Below are 17086 nucleotides of genomic sequence, written 5' to 3'. Positions count from 1 at the left end.
CCGTGACTGGAGTAGCCATGGAGTACCACCCGCAGCCCACGCCCGGCACGGCCCGCCCCTGGGCCTTCCCGGCGCCCGAGCGCGGCGCCCTGCCCAACGGGCTGACCGTGCTGCGTTGCCACCGCCCCGGCCAGCAGGTCGTCGCGGTGGAGATCTTCCTGGACGCGCCGCTGGAGGCCGAACCCGAGGGCCTGGACGGCGTGGCCACGATCATGTCGCGGGCGCTCTCGGAGGGCACCGACAAGCACAGCGCCGAGGAGTTCGCCGCCGAGCTGGAGCGCTGCGGCGCCACGCTCGACGCGCACGCCGACCACCCCGGCATCCGGGTCTCCCTGGAGGTCCCGGTCTCCCGGCTGACCAAGGCCCTCGGGCTGGTCGCCGAGGCGCTGCGGGCCCCGGCCTTCGACCGGAGCGAGATCGAGCGCCTCGTCGGCAACCGCCTCGACGAGATCCCGCACGAGCACGCCAACCCGTCCCGGCGTGCCGCCAAGCAGCTCTCCAAGGAGCTGTTCCCGGCCACCGCCCGGATGTCCCGCCCGCGCCTGGGCACGGAGGAGACGGTCCGGCGGATCGACGAGAGGGCCGTGCGCGCCTTCTTCGACGCCCACGTCCGGCCGTCCACCGCGACGGCCGTGATCGTCGGCGACCTGACCGGTATCGACCTGGACGCGCTACTGGCCCAGACCCTCGGCGACTGGTCGGGCAACGCCGGCCAGGCCCGCCCGGTGCCCCCCATCACCGCGGACGACACCGGCCGCGTCGTGATCGTGGACCGGCCCGGCGCGGTCCAGACCCAGCTGCTGATCGGCCGCATCGGCGCCGACCGGCACGAGCGCGTGTGGCCCGCCCAGGTGCTCGGCACCTACTGCCTGGGCGGCACCCTCACCTCCCGGCTGGACCGGGTGCTGCGCGAGGAGAAGGGTTACACCTACGGGGTGCGGGCCTTCGCCCAGGTGCTGCGCTCCAGCGGCCCCGACTCGGGCGGCGCGGCCATGCTCGCGATCAGCGGCTCGGTGGACACGGAGTCCACGGGACCGGCGCTGGACGACCTCTGGAAGGTCCTGCGGACGCTGGCCGCCGAGGGGCTGACCGACGCCGAGCGCGAGACGGCCGTACAGAACCTGGTGGGCGTCGCCCCGCTGAAGTTCGAGACCGCCGCATCCGTCGCGAGCACGCTGGCCGACCAGGTCGAGCAGCACCTCCCCGACGACTACCAGGCCCACCTCTACGCCCGGCTCGCCGAGACGGGCACCGTGGAGGCGACCGCCGCCGTGGTCAGCGCCTTCCCGGTCGACCGGCTGGTCACGGTCCTCGTGGGGGACGCCGCCCGGATCGAGGAGCCCGTGAAGGCCCTCGGCATCGGAGAGGTGTCCGTCGTCACCGGCTGACGCACGTGTGGCACACCGCCGCGAACAGGACCCCGACGAACGCATATTCGTCGGGGTCCTCCTTTTTGTTCGATTAGTCCATTTCATCCCCTTTGGGGGAGAGGTTGCCTGTCTGCCCTGTGGGATGTGCGACAAATCCCCTTGTCCGTTTGGTGATGGGAAGTCGCCCCGCCTAGCGTCGGCTCGGCTGTCCGCCACCCGTATGCCGCAGCCGCGGCGCCGGGCAGTCATCGCCGAGTCCCCGTCAGGCGCGAGCCTGGGGAGCCGGGGACCCACGCAGTCCCTGGGGTGAATCGGAGGCCCGTGCCGCGAAACCGGCGCGGGGATCCGTAGGAGACCTTCCTGCTCCGAACCCGTCAGCTAACCCGGTAGGCGAGAAGGAAGGAAAGGATCAGCCCCTCCATGGCGTTCACCCGTGCCACCGGGAAGCACCGTGCCCCGAGCCGCCTCACGCGCCGGAGCGCCCAGGCCGCCGGCATCGCGGCTCTGGCCACCACCGGTGTCCTCGGCTCGCTGGCCTCGCCGGCCCTCGCCGCGGACACCGAGGCCGCCCAGGTCGCCGACACCGGCCTCACCCAGACCGTCGCCCTCGACGCCACTCTCGCCGAGCAGATAGACGCCCAGGCCCACGCCCAGAAGCAGCAGGCCGACGCGATCGCGAAGGCGAAGGCCGAGGCCGCCGCGGAGGCCCGCGAGAAGGCCGCCAAGGCCAAGGCCAAGGCGGAGGCCGAGCGCAAGGCAGAGGCCCGCGCCAAGGAGGTCCGCGAGGAGAAGGCCCGTGCCGCCCGCGCCGCCGAGCGCGCCCGCCTGAACGCCTTCCACCTCCCCGTCGCCGGCTCCCACGTCACCACCGGCTACAACGCCGGCGGTTCGCTCTGGTCCTCCGGCAGCCACTCCGGCGTGGACTTCCAGGCCGCCTCCGGCAGCTCCGTCGTCGCCGTCGGCGCCGGCACGGTCGTCGAGGCCGGCTGGGGCGGCGCGTACGGCAACAACATCGTGCTCCGGATGACGGACGGCACGTACACCCAGTACGGCCACCTCTCCTCGATCGGCGTCTCCGTCGGCCAGAGCGTCTCCTCCGGCCAGCAGATCGGCCTCTCCGGCTCCACCGGCAACTCCACCGGCCCGCACCTGCACTTCGAGGCCCGGACCAGCCCCGACTACGGCTCCGACATGGACCCCGTCGGCTACCTGCGCTCCCACGGACTGAACGTCTGACCCGCCCCGCGCGACGTTGCCCGAAGGCCCCGGCACCCGCCGGGGCCCTCGGCGATTCGGGCCCGTGGATATCCACGAATTCCGGCCTGCCATCGGAAATTCCGGCAGATTGCAATAGAGTCACGGAACAGACGTCGGGCGGCCGCGTTTCGCGGGGATCAAGGCGGAGGTTCGGACATGCGCATTCCCGCGCATTCGGTATGCACGGCAATCCGTGACGACATCGTCTCCGGTGTCTACGAGCGGGGCAGCCGCCTCACCGAGGAGTTGCTGGCCCGCCGCTACGGGGTCTCCCGCGTCCCGGTCCGTGAGGCCCTGCGCACCCTGGAGTCCGAGGGCTTCGTCGTCACCCGCAGACATGCGGGCGCCTGTGTCGCCGAGCCCACCGTGCAGGAGGCGGCCGACCTCCTGGAAGTGCGGATGCTGCTGGAGCCCCTGGGGGCGGCCCGCGCCGCGCAGCGCCGCACGGAAGCCCACCTGAAGGTGCTCCGGGGCCTGGTCAGACTGGGCCAGGAGCGCGCCCGCCGGGGCGAGGGCGAGGATCTGCGCTCGCTGGCCGGCTGGTTCCACGAGACCCTCGCGCAGGCCTCCGGCAGCCCCGGGCTCATCGCCCTGCTCACCCAGCTCCGGCACAAGATCGCCTGGATGTACGCGGTCGAGCAGCCGGCCCGCCCGGTCGACTCCTGGGCCGAGCGCGGCGCGATCGTGGACGCCGTGGCGCGCGGCGACGCCGACCGGGCGAGGGCGCTGACCGCCCAGTACGCGGAACGCGCCGCGGGGGCCCACCGGCTGCGCCGCCCGCGACCGCCGGGGCGGCGCACCGCGCCCGTTCCCCGCGTGAGTACTTCGCAACATGACGTAAACATCGCGGGCGTCCGCAATTAACAGAAGAGCCGTAGACAGAGAGAAGTAATTGCGGGGCATTGTTTGTGCTGTCCGCAATTGTCGATGCGTAGCTCTTTTCCGAAAGCGAAAGAGCCGTGACCCCTCAGAGGGTCACGGCTCTCGCACCGGTCGAATCCGGCCGGGCCGGGTCGCGTGGGTCAGACGGTCTCGGGGAGTTCTTCCAAGCCCTCGGCGACCAGCTTCGCGAGCCGGTCCAGAGCGGCCTCGGCTTCGTCCGCGTCGGACGCGAGCACGATCTCCTCGCCGCCCTGTGCGCCCAGGCCGAGCACGGCGAGCATGGAGGCGGCGTTCACCGGGTTGCCGTCGGACTTGGCGATCGTCACGGGGACGCCGGAAGCCGTGGCGGCACGGACGAAGATGGAAGCGGGGCGGGCGTGCAGGCCCTCGGCCCAACCGACGTTTACGCGGCGCTCAGCCATGGTTCTGCCCTTCACATATCAACGGTTGTCTAGACCAGTCTCTCATGCAGTGCGTGGTGCTGTGCCCGGCCTCCTGTCCGGCGCTGTGCCCGGTCTCCTGCCGGTCCTGCCCGGTCTCCTGCCGGTCCTGTGCCCGGCCTCCTGTCCCGTCCTGTGCTCCGGCGGCCCCCGGTCCGGGCCCCCTCAGACTGCCCGGGCACCGATCCCTCCGCGACCGGGGTCCCCGCCGTAGGCTTTGCCCATGGAGCCCACGCCGGAGCAGAGTCCGCATCACGCGTACCCCGACCACTGGGAAGCGGACGTGGTGCTCCGCGACGGGGGCACCGCGCGCATCAGGCCGATCACCACGGACGACGCCGAGCGACTGGTCAGCTTCTACGAGCAGGTGTCCGACGAGTCGAAGTACTACCGGTTCTTCGCCCCGTATCCGCGCCTATCCGACCGGGACGTGCACCGCTTCACCCATCACGACTACGTCGACCGGGTGGGACTGGCCGTCACGATCGGCGGCGAGTTCATCGGAACGGTCCGCTACGACCGCATCAACGACCAGGGCCGCCCCGCCTCAGCCCCCGCCGACGAGGCCGAGGTCGCCTTCCTCGTCCAGGACGCCCACCAGGGCCGGGGTGTCGCCTCGGCGCTGCTCGAACACATCGCCGCGGTCGCCCGGGAGCGCGGCATCCGCCGCTTCGCCGCCGAGGTGCTCCCCGCCAACAACAAGATGATCAAGGTGTTCCGGGACGGCGGCTACACCCAGCGCCGCAGCTTCGAGGACGGCTCCGTCCACCTCACCCTCGACCTCGAACCCACCGAGAAGTCCCTCGCCGTCCAGCGCGGCCGCGAACAGCGCGCCGAGGCCCGCTCGGTGCAGCGTCTGCTCGCCCCCGGCTCCGTCGCGGTCATCGGCACCGGCCGCACGCCCGGCGGCGTGGGCCGCACCGTCCTGCGCAACCTCCTCGCCGCCGGCTACACGGGCCGTACGTACGCGGTGAACCGCGCCTTCGACGAGCGCCTGACCACCCTCGACGGCGTCCCCGCCCACCGCTCGCTCGGCGAGATCGGCGAGCAGGTCGACCTCGCGGTCATCGCCGTCCCCGCCCACCGGGTCCCCGAAGCCGTCGCCGACTGCGGGGAGCACGGAGTCCAGGGGCTGGTCGTCCTCTCCGCCGGATACGCCGAGCGGGGCGCCGAGGGCCGCGAACTCCAGCGCGAACTGGTCCGCCAGGCGCGCTCGTACGGCATGCGGATCATCGGCCCGAACGCCTTCGGCATCATCAACACCGCCGAGTCCGTCCGGCTGAACGCCTCGCTCGCCCCCGAGTCGCCCGCCCGCGGCCGGATCGGCCTGTTCACCCAGTCCGGCGCGATCGGCATCGCCCTGCTCTCCGGCCTCCACCGGCGTGGCGCGGGCCTGTCCTCGTTCATCTCGGCGGGCAACCGGGCCGACGTCTCCGGCAACGACTTCCTCCAGTACTCCTTCGAGGACCCGGACACCGACGTCGCCCTGCTCTACCTCGAATCGCTCGGCAACCCCCGCAAGTTCACCCGCCTCGCCCGGCGCACCGCCGCCGTGAAGCCCGTCGTCGTGGTCAAGGGGGCCCGGCACAGCGGCTCCACCCCGCCCGGCCACGCCGTCCCGGTCAGCCGCATCCCCGACGCCACGGTCTCCGCGCTGATGCGCCAGGCCGGCGTCATCCGGGTCGACACGGTGACCGAGATGGTCGACGCCGGACTCCTGCTGGCGGGCCAGCCGCTCCCGGCCGGGCCCCGGGTCGCCATCCTCGGCAACTCCGAGTCCCTCGGCCTGTTGACGTACGACGCCTGCCTGGCCGAGGGGCTGCGCCCACGCCCGCCGATCGACCTCACCACCGCCGCCTCCCCGCAGGACTTCCGGGACGCGCTGGCCGAGGCGCTGGCGGACGGGACCTGCGACGCCGTGATCGTCACCGCCATCCCGTGGGTGGGGGAGAACGGAGAGGCCGAGACCGGTGACGGACAGGTGCTGGCCACGGCCCTCCACAAGGCCGTGGCCGGGGGTGCGGCCAAGCCGGTGGCCGTCGTCCACGTCGAGATCGGCGGCCTCGCCGAGGCGCTGGCCGCCGCGTCCAGCACCGCCGCGCTAGGCCCCCGCACGGTGACGCCCGCCGCCGACCGGACCCGGGCGGCCACTTCCTCCTCGACCGCCCCGGTCCCGGGCTCCGACGCGCCGGCCGCCCCGAAGGCCAGCTCCGCCCCGGCCCCGGCCCCCGGCGCGCCCGCCGCCCCACAGGCCAGCCCCACCCGGGCCACCCCCGGCGCCCCGGAAGCCAGCTCCGCCGCGGAGGCCGCCACGGGCCACGGCCCCGGCCGCATCCCCGCCTATCCCGCCGCCGAACGCGCCGTGCGGGCCCTCGCCGAGGCCGTGAAGTACGCCCAGTGGCGGCGCCAGGCGGCTGTGCCCGGCAAGATCCCCGAGTTCCTCGACGACACCATCGACGAGCCCGGGGCCGCCGCCCTGATCGAGGCACAACTCGCCACCGCCCCCGACCCGCGTGGCCGCCCGCTCACCCACGACGAGGCCCGCGAACTGCTCGGCCGCTACGGCATCGCCGTCCGCCCCACCCTCCCCGCCCCGGACCCCGAGGCGGCCGTCGCCGCGGCGGCCCGGCTCGGCTACCCGGTCGCCCTCAAGACCACCGCGCCCCACCTGCGCCACCGCGCCGACCTCGGCGGGGTCCGCCTCGACGTCGCCGACGAGGAGGCGCTGCGCCGGGCGTACGGAGAGCTGACCGATCTCCTCGGCAAGCCCGCCGAACTGCTCCCCGTTGTCCAGGCGATGGCCCCGCGCGGCGTGGACACCGTCGTCCGCGCCTCCATCGACGCCGCCGCCGGGGCCGTCCTCTCCTTCGGCCTCGCGGGCGCGCCCTCCGAACTGCTCGGCGACACCGCGCACCGGCTGGTCCCCGCCACCGACCGCGACGCCGCCGAGCTGATCCGGTCCATCAGGGCCGCCCCGGTGCTGTTCGGGTGGCGCGGTTCGGCCCCGGTCGACACGGCCGCGCTCGAAGAGCTGCTGCTGCGGCTGTCCCGGCTGGTCGACGACCATCCCGAGGTGGTCTCCGTCGCCCTCGAACCGGTCGTCGTCGCCCCGCACGGACTGACGGTGCTCGGCGCGAGCGTCCGGCTCGCCCCGCCGCCCGCCCGGAACGACCTCGGCCCCCGACGCCTTCCGAACTACTGAGACCCGCCGGCGACTGCCGACGGATCCGACCGCCGCCGCCCACCGGGGCGTCCCCGACAGCCACCGGTCCGCCGTAGGATGGTGCTCATGGCAAAGACCGGTACGACGACCCAGGGGCTGCGCGCGGCGATCGAGCGCAGCGGCTACTACCCGGCCCTCGTGGCCGAGGCGGTGGAGGCCGCCGTCGGGGGAGAGCCGGTCGCTTCGTACCTGGTGCACCAGGAGACCACGTTCGACTCCAACGAGGTGCGCCGTCATGTGACGGTCCTCGTCCTGACCGAGCACCGGTTCATCGTCAGCCACACCGACGAGCAGGCCGCCGACACCAGCTCCCCGACGCCGTACGCCACCACCTCCACCGAGTCGGTGAAGCTGGAGCGGATCTCCTCCGTCGTGGTCAGCCGCGTCGTGGCCAACCCGGAGAAGTACGTCCCGGGCACGCTGCCCCGCGAGGTCGTCCTGACCATCGGCTGGGGCGCGGTCTCCCGGATCGACCTGGAGCCCGCCGCCTGCGGCGACGCCAACTGCGAGGCCGACCACGGCTACACCGGCAGCTCCACCGCCGACGACCTGAGCCTGCGGGTCAGCGAGGCAGGCGACGGCCCCGACGCCGTGCGCCAGACCCTCGCCTTCGCCCAGTCGCTCTCCGAGGCCACGGCCGCCACCGCGGCGACCGGCCGCTGATGGCCCAGCCCGCCTGGCAGGACCCCGTCCTGCTGCCCCTCGACACCGCGCCCGTGCCGGAGTACGGCAGCGGCTCGCTCGCCGACCTGCTGCCGACGCTCGCCGCCGGACAGGAAGTGCCCGGCTTCACCGCCGCGATCCCCGAGCTGACCCCGGCCGACCGCAACTGCGTCTTCCTGATCGACGGCCTCGGCTGGGAGCAGATCAAGGCCCACCCGGACGAGGCGCCCTTCCTGCACTCCCTCCTCCCCACCTCGCGCGGCGGCACCGGCCGCCCGCTCACCGCGGGCTTCCCCTCCACCACCGCCACCTCGCTCGCCTCGGTCGGCACGGGGCTGCCGCCCGGCGAGCACGGCCTTCCCGGCTACACCGTGCGCAACCCGGAGACCGGCGAGCTGATGAACCAGCTCCGCTGGAAGCCGTGGACCGCGCCGAAGGTCTGGCAGCCGTACCCGACCGTCTTCCAGCTCGCCGACACCGCGGGCGTGCACACCGCGCAGGTTTCCGCGCCGACGTTCGAGCAGACTCCCCTCACCAAGGTCGCGCTCAGCGGCGGTTCCTTCCTCGGCCGGCTCTCCGGCGAGGACCGGATGGACGTCGCCGCCCAGCGCCTGGCCGCCGGCGACCGCTCGCTCGTCTACACCTACTACAGCGAGGTCGACGGCAAGGGCCACCGCTTCGGCACCGACTCGGACGCCTGGCGCGGCCAGCTGATGTACGTCGACGGGCTCGCCCGACGCCTCGCCGAGCAGCTCCCGCCGCGCTCGGCGCTCTACATCACCGCCGACCACGGCATGATCGACATCCCGTTCGACGAGCAGTCCCGGATCGACTTCGACGAGGACTGGGAGCTGCGCGCAGGCGTCGCCCTCCTCGGCGGCGAGGGACGCGCCCGCCACGTCTACGCGGTGCCGGGCGCCCAGGCCGACGTCCTGGCCGTCTGGCGCGAGGTGCTCGGCGAGCAGTTCTGGGTCGCGAGCCGGGACGAGGCCATCGCGGCCGGCTGGTTCGGGCCGACGATCGACGAGCGGGTGTACGGCCGGATCGGCGACGTGGTCGCCGCCGCCCATGACGACGTGATCATCACGGCCTCCGTCAACGAGCCGCACGAGTCGGCCATGGCGGGCGTGCACGGCTCCCTGACCCCCGTGGAACAGCTCGTCCCCCTCCTCGAAGTACGCTCGTAACCCTTCCCGCCGTGCCCACCCCCCTCCGAAAGGTGCTTGCCCCCTCATGCCCGAGCTGGTGTTCTTCTCCGGAACCATGGACTGCGGAAAGAGCACGCTGGCCCTGCAGATCGGTCACAACCGCTCCGCACGCGGGCTCCAGGGAGTGATCTTCACCCGGGACGACCGCGCGGGGGAGGGGAAGCTCTCCTCCCGGCTCGGCCTGGTGACCGACGCCGTCGAGGCCGAGGTGGGCATGGACCTGTACGCGCACATCGTCGACCGGGTCAGCCGGGGCGGCCGGGTCGACTACGTGATCGTGGACGAGGCGCAGTTCCTCGCCCCGGACCAGATCGACCAACTGGCCCGCGTCGTCGACGACCTGGGGCTCGACGTCTTCGCCTTCGGTATCACCACGGACTTCCGCACCAAGCTGTTCCCGGGCTCCCAGCGGCTGATCGAGCTGGCCGACCGGATAGAGGCCCTCCAGGTCGAGGCGCTCTGCTGGTGCGGCGCCCGCGCCACGCACAACGCCCGTACCGTCGACGGGGAGATGGTCGTCGAGGGCGCCCAGGTCGTCGTCGGCGATGTCAACCGGCAGGCGGGCGAGGTCGGTTACGAGGTGCTGTGCCGCCGTCACCACCGCCGCCGCACGACCGCGACCGCGGCCCGCGCGGGCATTCTCTCCCCGGACGTCCTGCCGGTCGCCTCCGACGCCTGAGCGCCGACTCCTGAGCGCCGACGCCCGAGCGCCTGCTACGCCCGGCCTTCCGCTGATCCGCCCCCGGCGGCGGACCGGATGACCGTGAACACGGCGCCCTCCGGGTCCGCGACCGTGGCCACCCTGCCGCTCGCCCCCTCGCGCGGCGGCTGCAGGACGCGCCCGCCCAGCTCCACCACCCGGGCCGCGGCCCGGTCGGTGTCGGCGACCTCGAAGTACGTCATCCAGTGCGGCCCCCGGTCGCGCGGCAGCGCATGGCCGACCCCGTGCAGCGCCGCCACCGGAACGTCGTCCAGGTGCAGCGTCTGGTAGTCGAAGTCGGCCGAGACGACCGGCTCCGTCTCATAGCCGAAGACGGTCTGGTAGAACTTCGCGACCATCGAGGTCTCGTGGGTCACCAACTCGTTCCAGACCGGGGTGCCGGGCACGCCGGCCGTCATGGTGCCGATGTGCTCCGAGCCCTGCCAGATACCGAAGACCGCCCCGACCGGGTCCGAGGCGATGGCGAGCCGTCCCGCCTCGCCCGCGTCCAGCGGCCCGACCGCGACCGTCCCGCCGCAGGAGCGGATGGCCTCCGCGGTGGCGTCGGCGTCGTCCGTGGCGAGGTAGGTGGTCCAGGCGATCGGGAGGTGGCGGTCGGGCGGCAGCTGGCCGATGCCCGCGACCTCCTTTTCGTGCAGCAGCCCCCGGACGTAGGGACCCAGCTGTTCGGGACCCGGCCGCCACTCCCAGTCGAACAGGGCCCCGTAGAACTCCTGGGTCGTGGTCAGGCCGTGCACGATCAGACTTACCCAGCAAGGTGTTCCGGGCGTGCGCCGGGCGTGGGCCTCGGTCATCGTCTTCTCTCCTCGGACCGTATGGGTGGCCGTGCGGGGGACGGGACAGATACGCCGTCCCGGGTCGGGAAGCGGTCCGCGTGCCCCGTGCAGATGCTCGCACCCCCCGGCGCGGGAGACGCACCGGCCGCGCCGCGTCGTCGGGGTTCTCGACGAAGGACGGCCGGATTCCCGCCGGCCGTCCCTTCCGAGGCTGTTACGGGCACCGGTGGTGCTGCGCGAGGATGGCACCCATGAAGCCCATCATCACCGCATCCGCATACGCGAGCGAGTCGGCCGGGTCGCGACCGCCGGTGCTCCTGGACGTCCGCTGGCAGCTCGGCGGTCCCCACGGCCGTCCCGACTACGAGGCCGGCCACCTGCCCGGCGCGGTCTTCGTCGACCTCGATACGGAGCTGGCGGGGCCGCCGGGTGACGGCGGCCGTCACCCCCTCCCGGACCCGGAGGCCTTCGGGGCCGTGATGCGCCGGGCCGGAGTCGGCCAGGACACCCCGGTCGTGGTGTACGACGGTGGCCTGGGCTGGGCCGCGGCGCGAGCCTGGTGGCTGCTGCGCTGGACGGGTCACGAGGACGTACGGGTCCTGGACGGCGGCCTCGCCGCCTGGACGGGCGACCTCTCCACCCGGATCCCGCGCCCCGCCGAGGGCGATTTCCGGCCGAAGCCGGGGGCCCTGCCCACACTGGACGCGGAAAGCGCGGCGGCCTTCGCCCGCTCGGGTCTGCTGCTGGACGCGCGCGCGGCGGAGCGCTACCGGGGCGATGTGGAGCCGATCGACCGCGTCGGCGGGCACATCCCCGGGGCCGTCTCCGCGCCGACCACACAGAACGTCGACGAGGACGGGCGCTACCTGTCGGCCGAGCGGCTCGCCGCGCGGTTCGCCGGCCTGGGGGCGGAGGGAAGTCCCGAAGGCGTGGGCGTCTACTGCGGATCCGGGGTCTCCGGCGCGCACGAGGTGCTGGCCCTGGAGATCGCGGGCCTCACGGGCGTCCTGTACCCCGGCTCCTGGTCCGAGTGGTCCTCGGACCCCTCCCGGCCGGTCGCCACGGGGCCCGAGCCCCAGTAGCCCCACGGCCCCGGCCGCACGGTGCGGCCGGGGCCGTGGACACCGAAAGGCAGCGGGGTCCGTACGCGACCGCGTACGGACCCCGCTCCCGGTGTTCATGACCGGTCAGTCCTGCTTCTTGCGCCGGGTGCCGAAGACGATCTCGTCCCAGCTCGGCACGGCGGCCCGGCGGCCCGGCCGGACTCCGTCCGCCTCCGCCTGACGGTCCGTCGTCCCGGTCAGCCGGTCGCGGTGTCCGGCCACCGCCCTGGGCATCAGCACATCCGCGTACGCGGACCCGGCGCCCGCCGAGGCGGCGGCCGGCGGCTCGTCCGCCTCGGTCTCCTCGGCCGGTTCGAGCGCGGGCGGCTCGGTCTGGGTGGGCCGCTCCGGGACGACCATGTCGCCCCGGAAGCTCGGCACCGCCTCCAGCAGGCTGGTCAGCGAGTCGCGCTCACCGGCCGAGGCACTGCTCACGTACTCCTCGGGCTCGGCGGCGGCCGGGGCGGACCGCTCGATCTGCCGGTCGAGGGCCCGGTCCAGCGGCCGGTCGCGGTCGACCTGCCGGTCCAGGCTCCGGTCCAGCGGCCGGTCGCGCGGCAGCCGGGCGATCCTGGGCACGAACGGGAAGCTGGGCTCGGGCGCGGCGACGTCGTCGGTCTCGCCGATCAGCGAGCGCGCTTCGTCGTCCACGGCCTGGACCAGCCGCCGGGGCGGGTCGTACGTCCAGCTCGCCGAATGCGGCTCACCCGCGACGCGGTAGACGAGCAGGACTTCCCAGGTGCCGTCGTCCCGGCGCCACGAGTCCCACTGGACGGTTTCCTTGTCGGCGCCGCGCAGCAGGAGACGCTCCTGCACCGCCTCGCCGAGTTGAGGGCCGGTGTTCTCGCCTGGACGGCGCACAGGAGTCTTCCGGGCCCGCTCGGCCATGAAGGCGCGCTCCGCGAGCACGGGGCCCTCGAAGCGGCGTACACGGTCGACGGGGATGCCGGCGAACTGGGCGACCTCCTCCGCGGAGGCACCGGCCCTTATACGGGCCTGGATGTCGCGGGGCCGGAGGTGGCTCTCCACCTCGATCTCGATCTGGCCGAGCCGGGCGCGGTCGTTGCGCACGGCGGCGCGCAGCCGCTCATCGATCGGAAGCGTGTACTCCGTGCTGTCCGCAGCCTTGAGCACCAGTCGTGTGCCGTCGTTGGAGACGGCCACGACACGCAGTTCGGGCATGGGGACCTCCCGGGTGGTGCCTGCCGACGTCACGTGCGTCGCTGCTTCCGCTAGTCGAGTGTGACCTGCCCGGGTGCAGCCTGCCACAACCTTGCCAAGTTGCCCGGCGTGTCGGGCGCTGGTCCTGGTGCACCACCATGACACGGTTACCCATTGCGACCCAAAGTGACCGATTTGGCCGCTCTGTGCAGCAGGCATCCGTGTGATGCCTTGACGCTGGTTCGAGTGCCGCCGTCGGATCCTCCGGTGGCTGCGGATTCCCACGTCGGAGTCCGCCCCAGGGCTCGTCACAGTACTCCATTCGGGCCACCGGGGTGGACCGGCGCGCCGCCGAAGTTCTCGCGGGGCGCGGGAGTTGGGTTACCCAGTTCTCCGTGAAATGCCCCTGATGCGTGTTGTGCTTCACACAATCTCCCGAAATGGAACTATCCACTTCGCTCATTTGTCCCTTCTTGTTGCAGGGTGGGAGAGATGTCAAGCAGGGGCTGGTAATGGTTCAGAAGCCGGAAAGTGACGCAGAACCCAAGGAAAGGCGCATAGATCTGAGTCTCCCGCAGGTCGCGGGGAGTGCCGTGGCAGCCGTCACGGCGGCCGTGCTCGCCTCGCAGTTGGGCGTGTACGGCACGATCGCGGGAGCGGGCGTGATGAGTGTCGTCGCCACCTGCGGCGGCTCGGTCTTCCAGCACTTCTTCCGCCGCACCGGCGAGCAGATCCGCGAGGTGACGGTCCAGGTGACCCACCCCGAGGGCCGCCAGGTGACGGTGCACACCAAGGAGACGACGCCCGCCGGGCGCCGAGGCGCCGCCCGGCGCTCCGAGCCGGAGCCGGCCGAGGACGCCACCACGGTGCTGCCCACGGTCGACCCGGGCACGGTCCCGGAGGTGATCCCGGACGCGGAGAGCACGCGGCTGCTCAAGCCCGTCGACACGGACCGGACCCAGTTGCTGGACCTCGGCGACGCGCGGACCCGGATGCTCCGGGTTCCGCCGGGCCGGGGGCCGGGCGCAGGAGCGGAGGCCGGAGCCGACGGTACGCGGCTGCTTCCGCGCGCCGGCGACCGTACGCAGATGCTTCCGCGGGCCGGAGCGCACCAGGTCGTCCCCGACGACGCGTTCGGCGAGGGCGTCACCCACGGAACCCGGCTGCGCGGCTGGAAGCGCCCCGCGCTCGCGGCCGCCGCGGTCTTCGCCGTCTCCATGGCCGGGATCACCGCGTTCGAGATGATCTCGGGCAACGACCTCAGCGGCGGCCAGGGCACCACCCTCAGCTCCGTCGTGCGCGGCGGCGACGACCGGGACCCCGGACCCGCCGACCCCACGCCCTCCGGGGACACCGGCCGGGACGGGGAGGGGGACGGGCAGCGGCCGGTCCCCGACGGTGGCACCGGCTCCGCGCCCGCCACGGACCCCGGCGACGGCACCAGCGAGAGCCCCGACCCCGGCACGGGCACGGGCGGCGAGAACCCGGCCACCGGGTCCACCCCCACGCCGACCCCCTCCGAGACCGCCGGCGGGACCGCGCCCGACCCGGCGCCGCCCACCCCGACGCCATCGGGCGACGCCGGAACGGGCGCGCCCTCGACCGGCACGGGCGTCGCCCCGGGGCAGGGCGAGCAGGCCCCGCCCGGCGCCGACGCCGAGTGACCCCCCGGCGTACCGCGCACAGCACATCGGCCCCGGCCCCCTCCGCGAGGGAGAGGACCGGGGCCGACGGCGTACCGGAAGCCTCCGGAACTCAGTCGCCGAGCACGCGCCGCAGGTAGTCGTTGCCGAACAGCCGGTCCGGGTCCAGCCGGTCGCGCAGCGCGGTGAACTCGCCGAAGCGCGGGTAGACCTCCGCCAGATAGGACGCGTCGCGGGTGTGGATCTTGCCCCAGTGCGGCCGGCCGGCGTGCGCGGTCATGATCCGCTCGACCGCGGTGAAGTACGACCGGTGGGGCGTGCCCCTGTAGAGGTGTACGGCGATGTACGCGCTGTCCCGGCCCGAGGCGGTCGACAGGGCCATGTCGTCGGCCGGAGCGGTGCGCACCTCGACCGGGAAGCTGATCTTCAGCGGTGACCGCTCGACCATGGCCTTCAGCTCCCGCAGCACCGCCACCGTTCGCTCGCGCGGAACGGCGTACTCCATCTCCACGAACCGCACGCGACGCGGGCTGGTGAACACCTTGTACGGGATGTCGGTGTACGTACGCGCCGACAGCGCCCGGCTGGAGAGCCTGGCGATCGAGGGGATCGTCGCCGGGACCGCGCGGCCGAGCGAACAGGCGACCTGGAAGACCCCGTTGGACAGCAGCTCGTCGTCGATCCAGCTGCTCACCCTCCCGGGCGGGGCGGCCGGTCCGGCGCTGCGGTTGTTGCGCTTGGTGTTGCAGTTCCCGGTGTGCGGGAACCAGTAGAACTCGAAGTGCTCGTTCTCGGCGACCAGGGAGTCGAAGTCCGCGGTGACCCGGTCGAAGGTCATCGGCTCCTCACGGGCCGTCAGCAGGAAGATCGGCTCCACGGCGAGGGTGACGGCGGTGATCACCCCGAGGGCGCCGAGCCCGATCCGAGCCACTGCGAAGATCTCCGGGTTCTCCCGCTCCGAGCAGACCAGGACCGTGCCGTCGGCGGTGACCAGCTCCAGCGCGCGGATCTGCGCCGCTATCGACGCGGAGTCCCGGCCCGTGCCGTGCGTACCGGTGGAGGTGGCCCCGGCGACCGTCTGCTCCATGATGTCGCCCATGTTCGTGAGCGACAGGCCCTCGCGGGCGAGGGCGGTGTTGAGCCGCTTGAGCGGAGTGCCCGCCTCCACCGTCACGGTCATCGTGGTGCGGTCGATGTCCCGGATCCCGGTCAGCAGGTCCGGGCGTATCAGCACCCCGTCCGTGGCGGCCGCCGCCGTGAAGGAGTGGCCCGCGCCGACCGGCTTCACCCGCAGGCCCTCCGCGCCCGCCCGGCGCAGCACGTCCGCGAGCTCGTCCACGGACGCGGGGGACTCGGTGCGGGCGGGCCGGGCGGTGACGGTGCCCGCCCAGTTACGCCACGCGCTCGTCGTCGTCCGTGCGTAGGTGTCGGTCATCTTCCCCGCGCCCTCCTGTCGCAGCCGGCCCGGCCAGCCGGCGGTATCCCAGGACCGCCACCGCCGCCGCGAGCGCTCCCGCCACGACGGGCACCGCGTACCCCGCCTTCGCCCCGGCGGCGTCGACCACCCAGCCGGCGGCCGAGGAGCCGAGCGCCACTCCGACCGCGAGCCCGGTACTGGTCCAGGTCATGCCCTCGGTCAGCTTGGTGCGCGGTACGTGCGCTTCGACGAGAGCCATGGTGGTGACCATCGTCGGCGCGATGGCGAGGCCCGCGACAAAGAGCGCCACGGCCAGCAACGGAAGGTTCCCGGCCAGTAGGAGGGGGATCATACTCACGGCCATCGCACAGACACCCACCAGCCACCTGGTCCCGGGGTTCCCCTTCACGTGCAGCAGTCCGAACACGGCCCCCGCGAGACACGAGCCGAGCGCGTAGACGGCCAGCACCAGCGAGGCCGCGGCCTTGTGGCCACGCTCCTCGGCGAAGGCCACGGTCACCACGTCCACGCCCCCGAAGATCGCGCCCGTCGCCACGAAGGTGGCCACCAGGACCTGGAGTCCCCGCGAGCGCAGCGCCGAGCCCCCGGTGTGCTGCGACTTCGGGTGCGGTACCGGCTCGGTCGCCCGCTGCGCGGTCAGCCAGAAGACGCCGGCCAGCAGGAAGCCGGCGGCGATCAGCGGACCCGCCTCCGGGAACCAGGCGGTGGAGAGACCGATGGAGATGATCGGGCCGAAGATGAAGCACACCTCGTCGACGATCGACTCCCACGCGTACGCGGTGTGCAGATCCCGGCTGGAGCCCCGGTAGATCTCCGCCCAGCGGGAGCGGACCATCGACCCCACGCTCGGCACACAGCCCGCGCCCATCGAGAAGACGAACAGCGTCCACTCCGGCGCCCCCTGCTGGGCGCAGATCAGCAGGCCCGCCACCGCCGCCACCGCGACCAGCGTGACCGGGCGGAGCACCCGGCGCTGCCCGTAGCGGTCGACCAGCCGGGAGACCTGGGGGCCGCAGACCGCCGCCGACATCGCCAGGGTCGCGGAGAGCGCCCCGGCCAGCCCGTAACGGCCGGTGAGCTGGGAGATCATCGTCACGACGCCGATGCCCATCATGGACAGGGGCATTCGGCCGAAGAAGCCCGCCGCGGAGAATTCCCTCGAACCGGGGGCGGAGAAGATGGCGCGGTAGGGGCTGGGCAA

At 73.3% G+C, this 17086-nt stretch carries 14 protein-coding genes and 1 riboswitch; of the genes, 9 read left to right on the top strand and 5 right to left on the bottom strand.

The genetic code is table 11. From position 1 onward, the window contains the following. Positions 1-17: 17 nt before the first annotated feature. From ACH4KB_RS12845 to ACH4KB_RS12835, 3 genes are all read left to right on the top strand, one after another. Positions 18-1388 carry a M16 family metallopeptidase gene (locus ACH4KB_RS12845; protein ID WP_398065984.1) on the top strand — a complete coding sequence of 457 codons (1371 nt, stop codon included), beginning with the start codon at positions 18-20 and terminating at the stop codon, positions 1386-1388. Positions 1389-1609: 221 nt separating this feature from the next. Next, a riboswitch (cyclic di-AMP (ydaO/yuaA leader) is annotated at positions 1610-1777 on the top strand. Positions 1778-1790: 13 nt separating this feature from the next. After that, entirely contained in the window at positions 1791-2606 is an 816-nt protein-coding gene (locus tag ACH4KB_RS12840; RefSeq protein ID WP_398065983.1) for a M23 family metallopeptidase, read from the top strand. Positions 2607-2783: 177 nt separating this feature from the next. After that, positions 2784-3491, top strand: coding sequence for a GntR family transcriptional regulator (locus tag ACH4KB_RS12835; RefSeq protein ID WP_398065982.1), 708 nt, complete (start codon positions 2784-2786; stop codon positions 3489-3491). 158 nt (positions 3492-3649) lie between these two features. Here ACH4KB_RS12835 and ACH4KB_RS12830 read toward each other — a convergent pair whose 3' ends face one another. Next, entirely contained in the window at positions 3650-3931 is a 282-nt protein-coding gene (locus ACH4KB_RS12830) for an HPr family phosphocarrier protein (RefSeq protein ID WP_398065981.1), read from the bottom strand. Positions 3932-4172: 241 nt separating this feature from the next. Here ACH4KB_RS12830 and ACH4KB_RS12825 point away from each other — a divergent pair, with 241 nt between their 5' ends. From ACH4KB_RS12825 to ACH4KB_RS12810, 4 genes are all read left to right on the top strand, one after another. Beyond that, positions 4173-7151 (top strand): GNAT family N-acetyltransferase, encoded by a 2979-nt coding sequence (locus tag ACH4KB_RS12825; protein WP_398065980.1) that lies wholly within the window; start codon positions 4173-4175, stop codon positions 7149-7151. An 87-nt stretch (positions 7152-7238) separates the two neighbouring features. After that, positions 7239-7835, top strand: coding sequence for a DUF5998 family protein (locus tag ACH4KB_RS12820; protein ID WP_030577251.1), 597 nt, complete (start codon positions 7239-7241; stop codon positions 7833-7835). Beyond that, on the top strand, positions 7835-9022 hold the full coding sequence (locus tag ACH4KB_RS12815; RefSeq protein ID WP_398065979.1) for an alkaline phosphatase family protein: 1188 nt from the start codon (positions 7835-7837) through the stop codon (positions 9020-9022). Before ACH4KB_RS12820 ends, ACH4KB_RS12815 begins: the two co-directional genes overlap by 1 nt. A gap of 46 nt (positions 9023-9068) precedes the next feature. Continuing rightward, a complete protein-coding gene (locus tag ACH4KB_RS12810) occupies positions 9069-9722 on the top strand; it encodes a thymidine kinase (RefSeq protein WP_398065978.1) in 654 nt (217 codons plus the stop codon). A gap of 35 nt (positions 9723-9757) precedes the next feature. Here the strand turns inward: ACH4KB_RS12810 and ACH4KB_RS12805 are convergent, their stop codons facing one another. Further along, positions 9758-10558: a VOC family protein gene (locus tag ACH4KB_RS12805; protein WP_398065977.1), complete on the bottom strand. Its 801-nt coding sequence runs from the start codon at positions 10556-10558 to the stop codon at positions 9758-9760. Positions 10559-10791: 233 nt separating this feature from the next. On the opposite strand from ACH4KB_RS12805, the gene ACH4KB_RS12800 reads away from it, so the two are divergent. Further along, on the top strand, positions 10792-11622 hold the full coding sequence (locus tag ACH4KB_RS12800; protein ID WP_398065976.1) for a sulfurtransferase: 831 nt from the start codon (positions 10792-10794) through the stop codon (positions 11620-11622). A gap of 105 nt (positions 11623-11727) precedes the next feature. On the opposite strand, the gene sepH is transcribed toward ACH4KB_RS12800, so the two are convergent. Next, positions 11728-12825, bottom strand: a complete 1098-nt coding sequence (gene sepH / locus ACH4KB_RS12795; RefSeq protein ID WP_398065975.1) for a septation protein SepH — start codon at positions 12823-12825, stop codon at positions 11728-11730. A gap of 572 nt (positions 12826-13397) precedes the next feature. On the opposite strand from sepH, the gene ACH4KB_RS12790 reads away from it, so the two are divergent. After that, positions 13398-14468, top strand: a complete 1071-nt coding sequence (locus tag ACH4KB_RS12790; RefSeq protein ID WP_398065974.1) for a hypothetical protein — start codon at positions 13398-13400, stop codon at positions 14466-14468. A gap of 91 nt (positions 14469-14559) precedes the next feature. Here the strand turns inward: ACH4KB_RS12790 and ACH4KB_RS12785 are convergent, their stop codons facing one another. Beyond that, positions 14560-15882 (bottom strand): D-arabinono-1,4-lactone oxidase, encoded by a 1323-nt coding sequence (locus ACH4KB_RS12785; protein ID WP_398065973.1) that lies wholly within the window; start codon positions 15880-15882, stop codon positions 14560-14562. After that, on the bottom strand, positions 15839-17086 hold the full coding sequence (locus tag ACH4KB_RS12780) for an MFS transporter (protein WP_398065972.1): 1248 nt from the start codon (positions 17084-17086) through the stop codon (positions 15839-15841). The genes ACH4KB_RS12785 and ACH4KB_RS12780 overlap by 44 nt, the downstream gene beginning before the upstream one ends.

Origin of the sequence: Streptomyces sp. NPDC017520 (assembly GCF_044329855.1) — a bacterium.
In the GTDB taxonomy this organism is placed as follows: domain Bacteria; phylum Actinomycetota; class Actinomycetes; order Streptomycetales; family Streptomycetaceae; genus Streptomyces.
This window is presented reverse-complemented; position numbering and strand designations above follow the sequence as displayed.

What these genes read in the sequence shown, in the direction of transcription:
- ACH4KB_RS12800 (WP_398065976.1), top strand. Translation starts at nt 10,792, where the DNA reads ATGAAGCCCATCATCACCGCATCCGCATACGCGAGCGAGTCGGCCGGG.
- ACH4KB_RS12840 (WP_398065983.1), top strand. Translation starts at nt 1,791, where the DNA reads ATGGCGTTCACCCGTGCCACCGGGAAGCACCGTGCCCCGAGCCGCCTC.
- ACH4KB_RS12835 (WP_398065982.1), top strand. Translation starts at nt 2,784, where the DNA reads ATGCGCATTCCCGCGCATTCGGTATGCACGGCAATCCGTGACGACATC.
- ACH4KB_RS12805 (WP_398065977.1), bottom strand. Translation starts at nt 10,558, where the DNA reads ATGACCGAGGCCCACGCCCGGCGCACGCCCGGAACACCTTGCTGGGTA.
- ACH4KB_RS12815 (WP_398065979.1), top strand. Translation starts at nt 7,835, where the DNA reads ATGGCCCAGCCCGCCTGGCAGGACCCCGTCCTGCTGCCCCTCGACACC.
- ACH4KB_RS12810 (WP_398065978.1), top strand. Translation starts at nt 9,069, where the DNA reads ATGCCCGAGCTGGTGTTCTTCTCCGGAACCATGGACTGCGGAAAGAGC.
- ACH4KB_RS12785 (WP_398065973.1), bottom strand. Translation starts at nt 15,882, where the DNA reads ATGACCGACACCTACGCACGGACGACGACGAGCGCGTGGCGTAACTGG.
- ACH4KB_RS12820 (WP_030577251.1), top strand. Translation starts at nt 7,239, where the DNA reads ATGGCAAAGACCGGTACGACGACCCAGGGGCTGCGCGCGGCGATCGAG.
- ACH4KB_RS12830 (WP_398065981.1), bottom strand. Translation starts at nt 3,931, where the DNA reads ATGGCTGAGCGCCGCGTAAACGTCGGTTGGGCCGAGGGCCTGCACGCC.
- ACH4KB_RS12825 (WP_398065980.1), top strand. Translation starts at nt 4,173, where the DNA reads ATGGAGCCCACGCCGGAGCAGAGTCCGCATCACGCGTACCCCGACCAC.
- sepH (WP_398065975.1), bottom strand. Translation starts at nt 12,825, where the DNA reads ATGCCCGAACTGCGTGTCGTGGCCGTCTCCAACGACGGCACACGACTG.
- ACH4KB_RS12845 (WP_398065984.1), top strand. Translation starts at nt 18, where the DNA reads ATGGAGTACCACCCGCAGCCCACGCCCGGCACGGCCCGCCCCTGGGCC.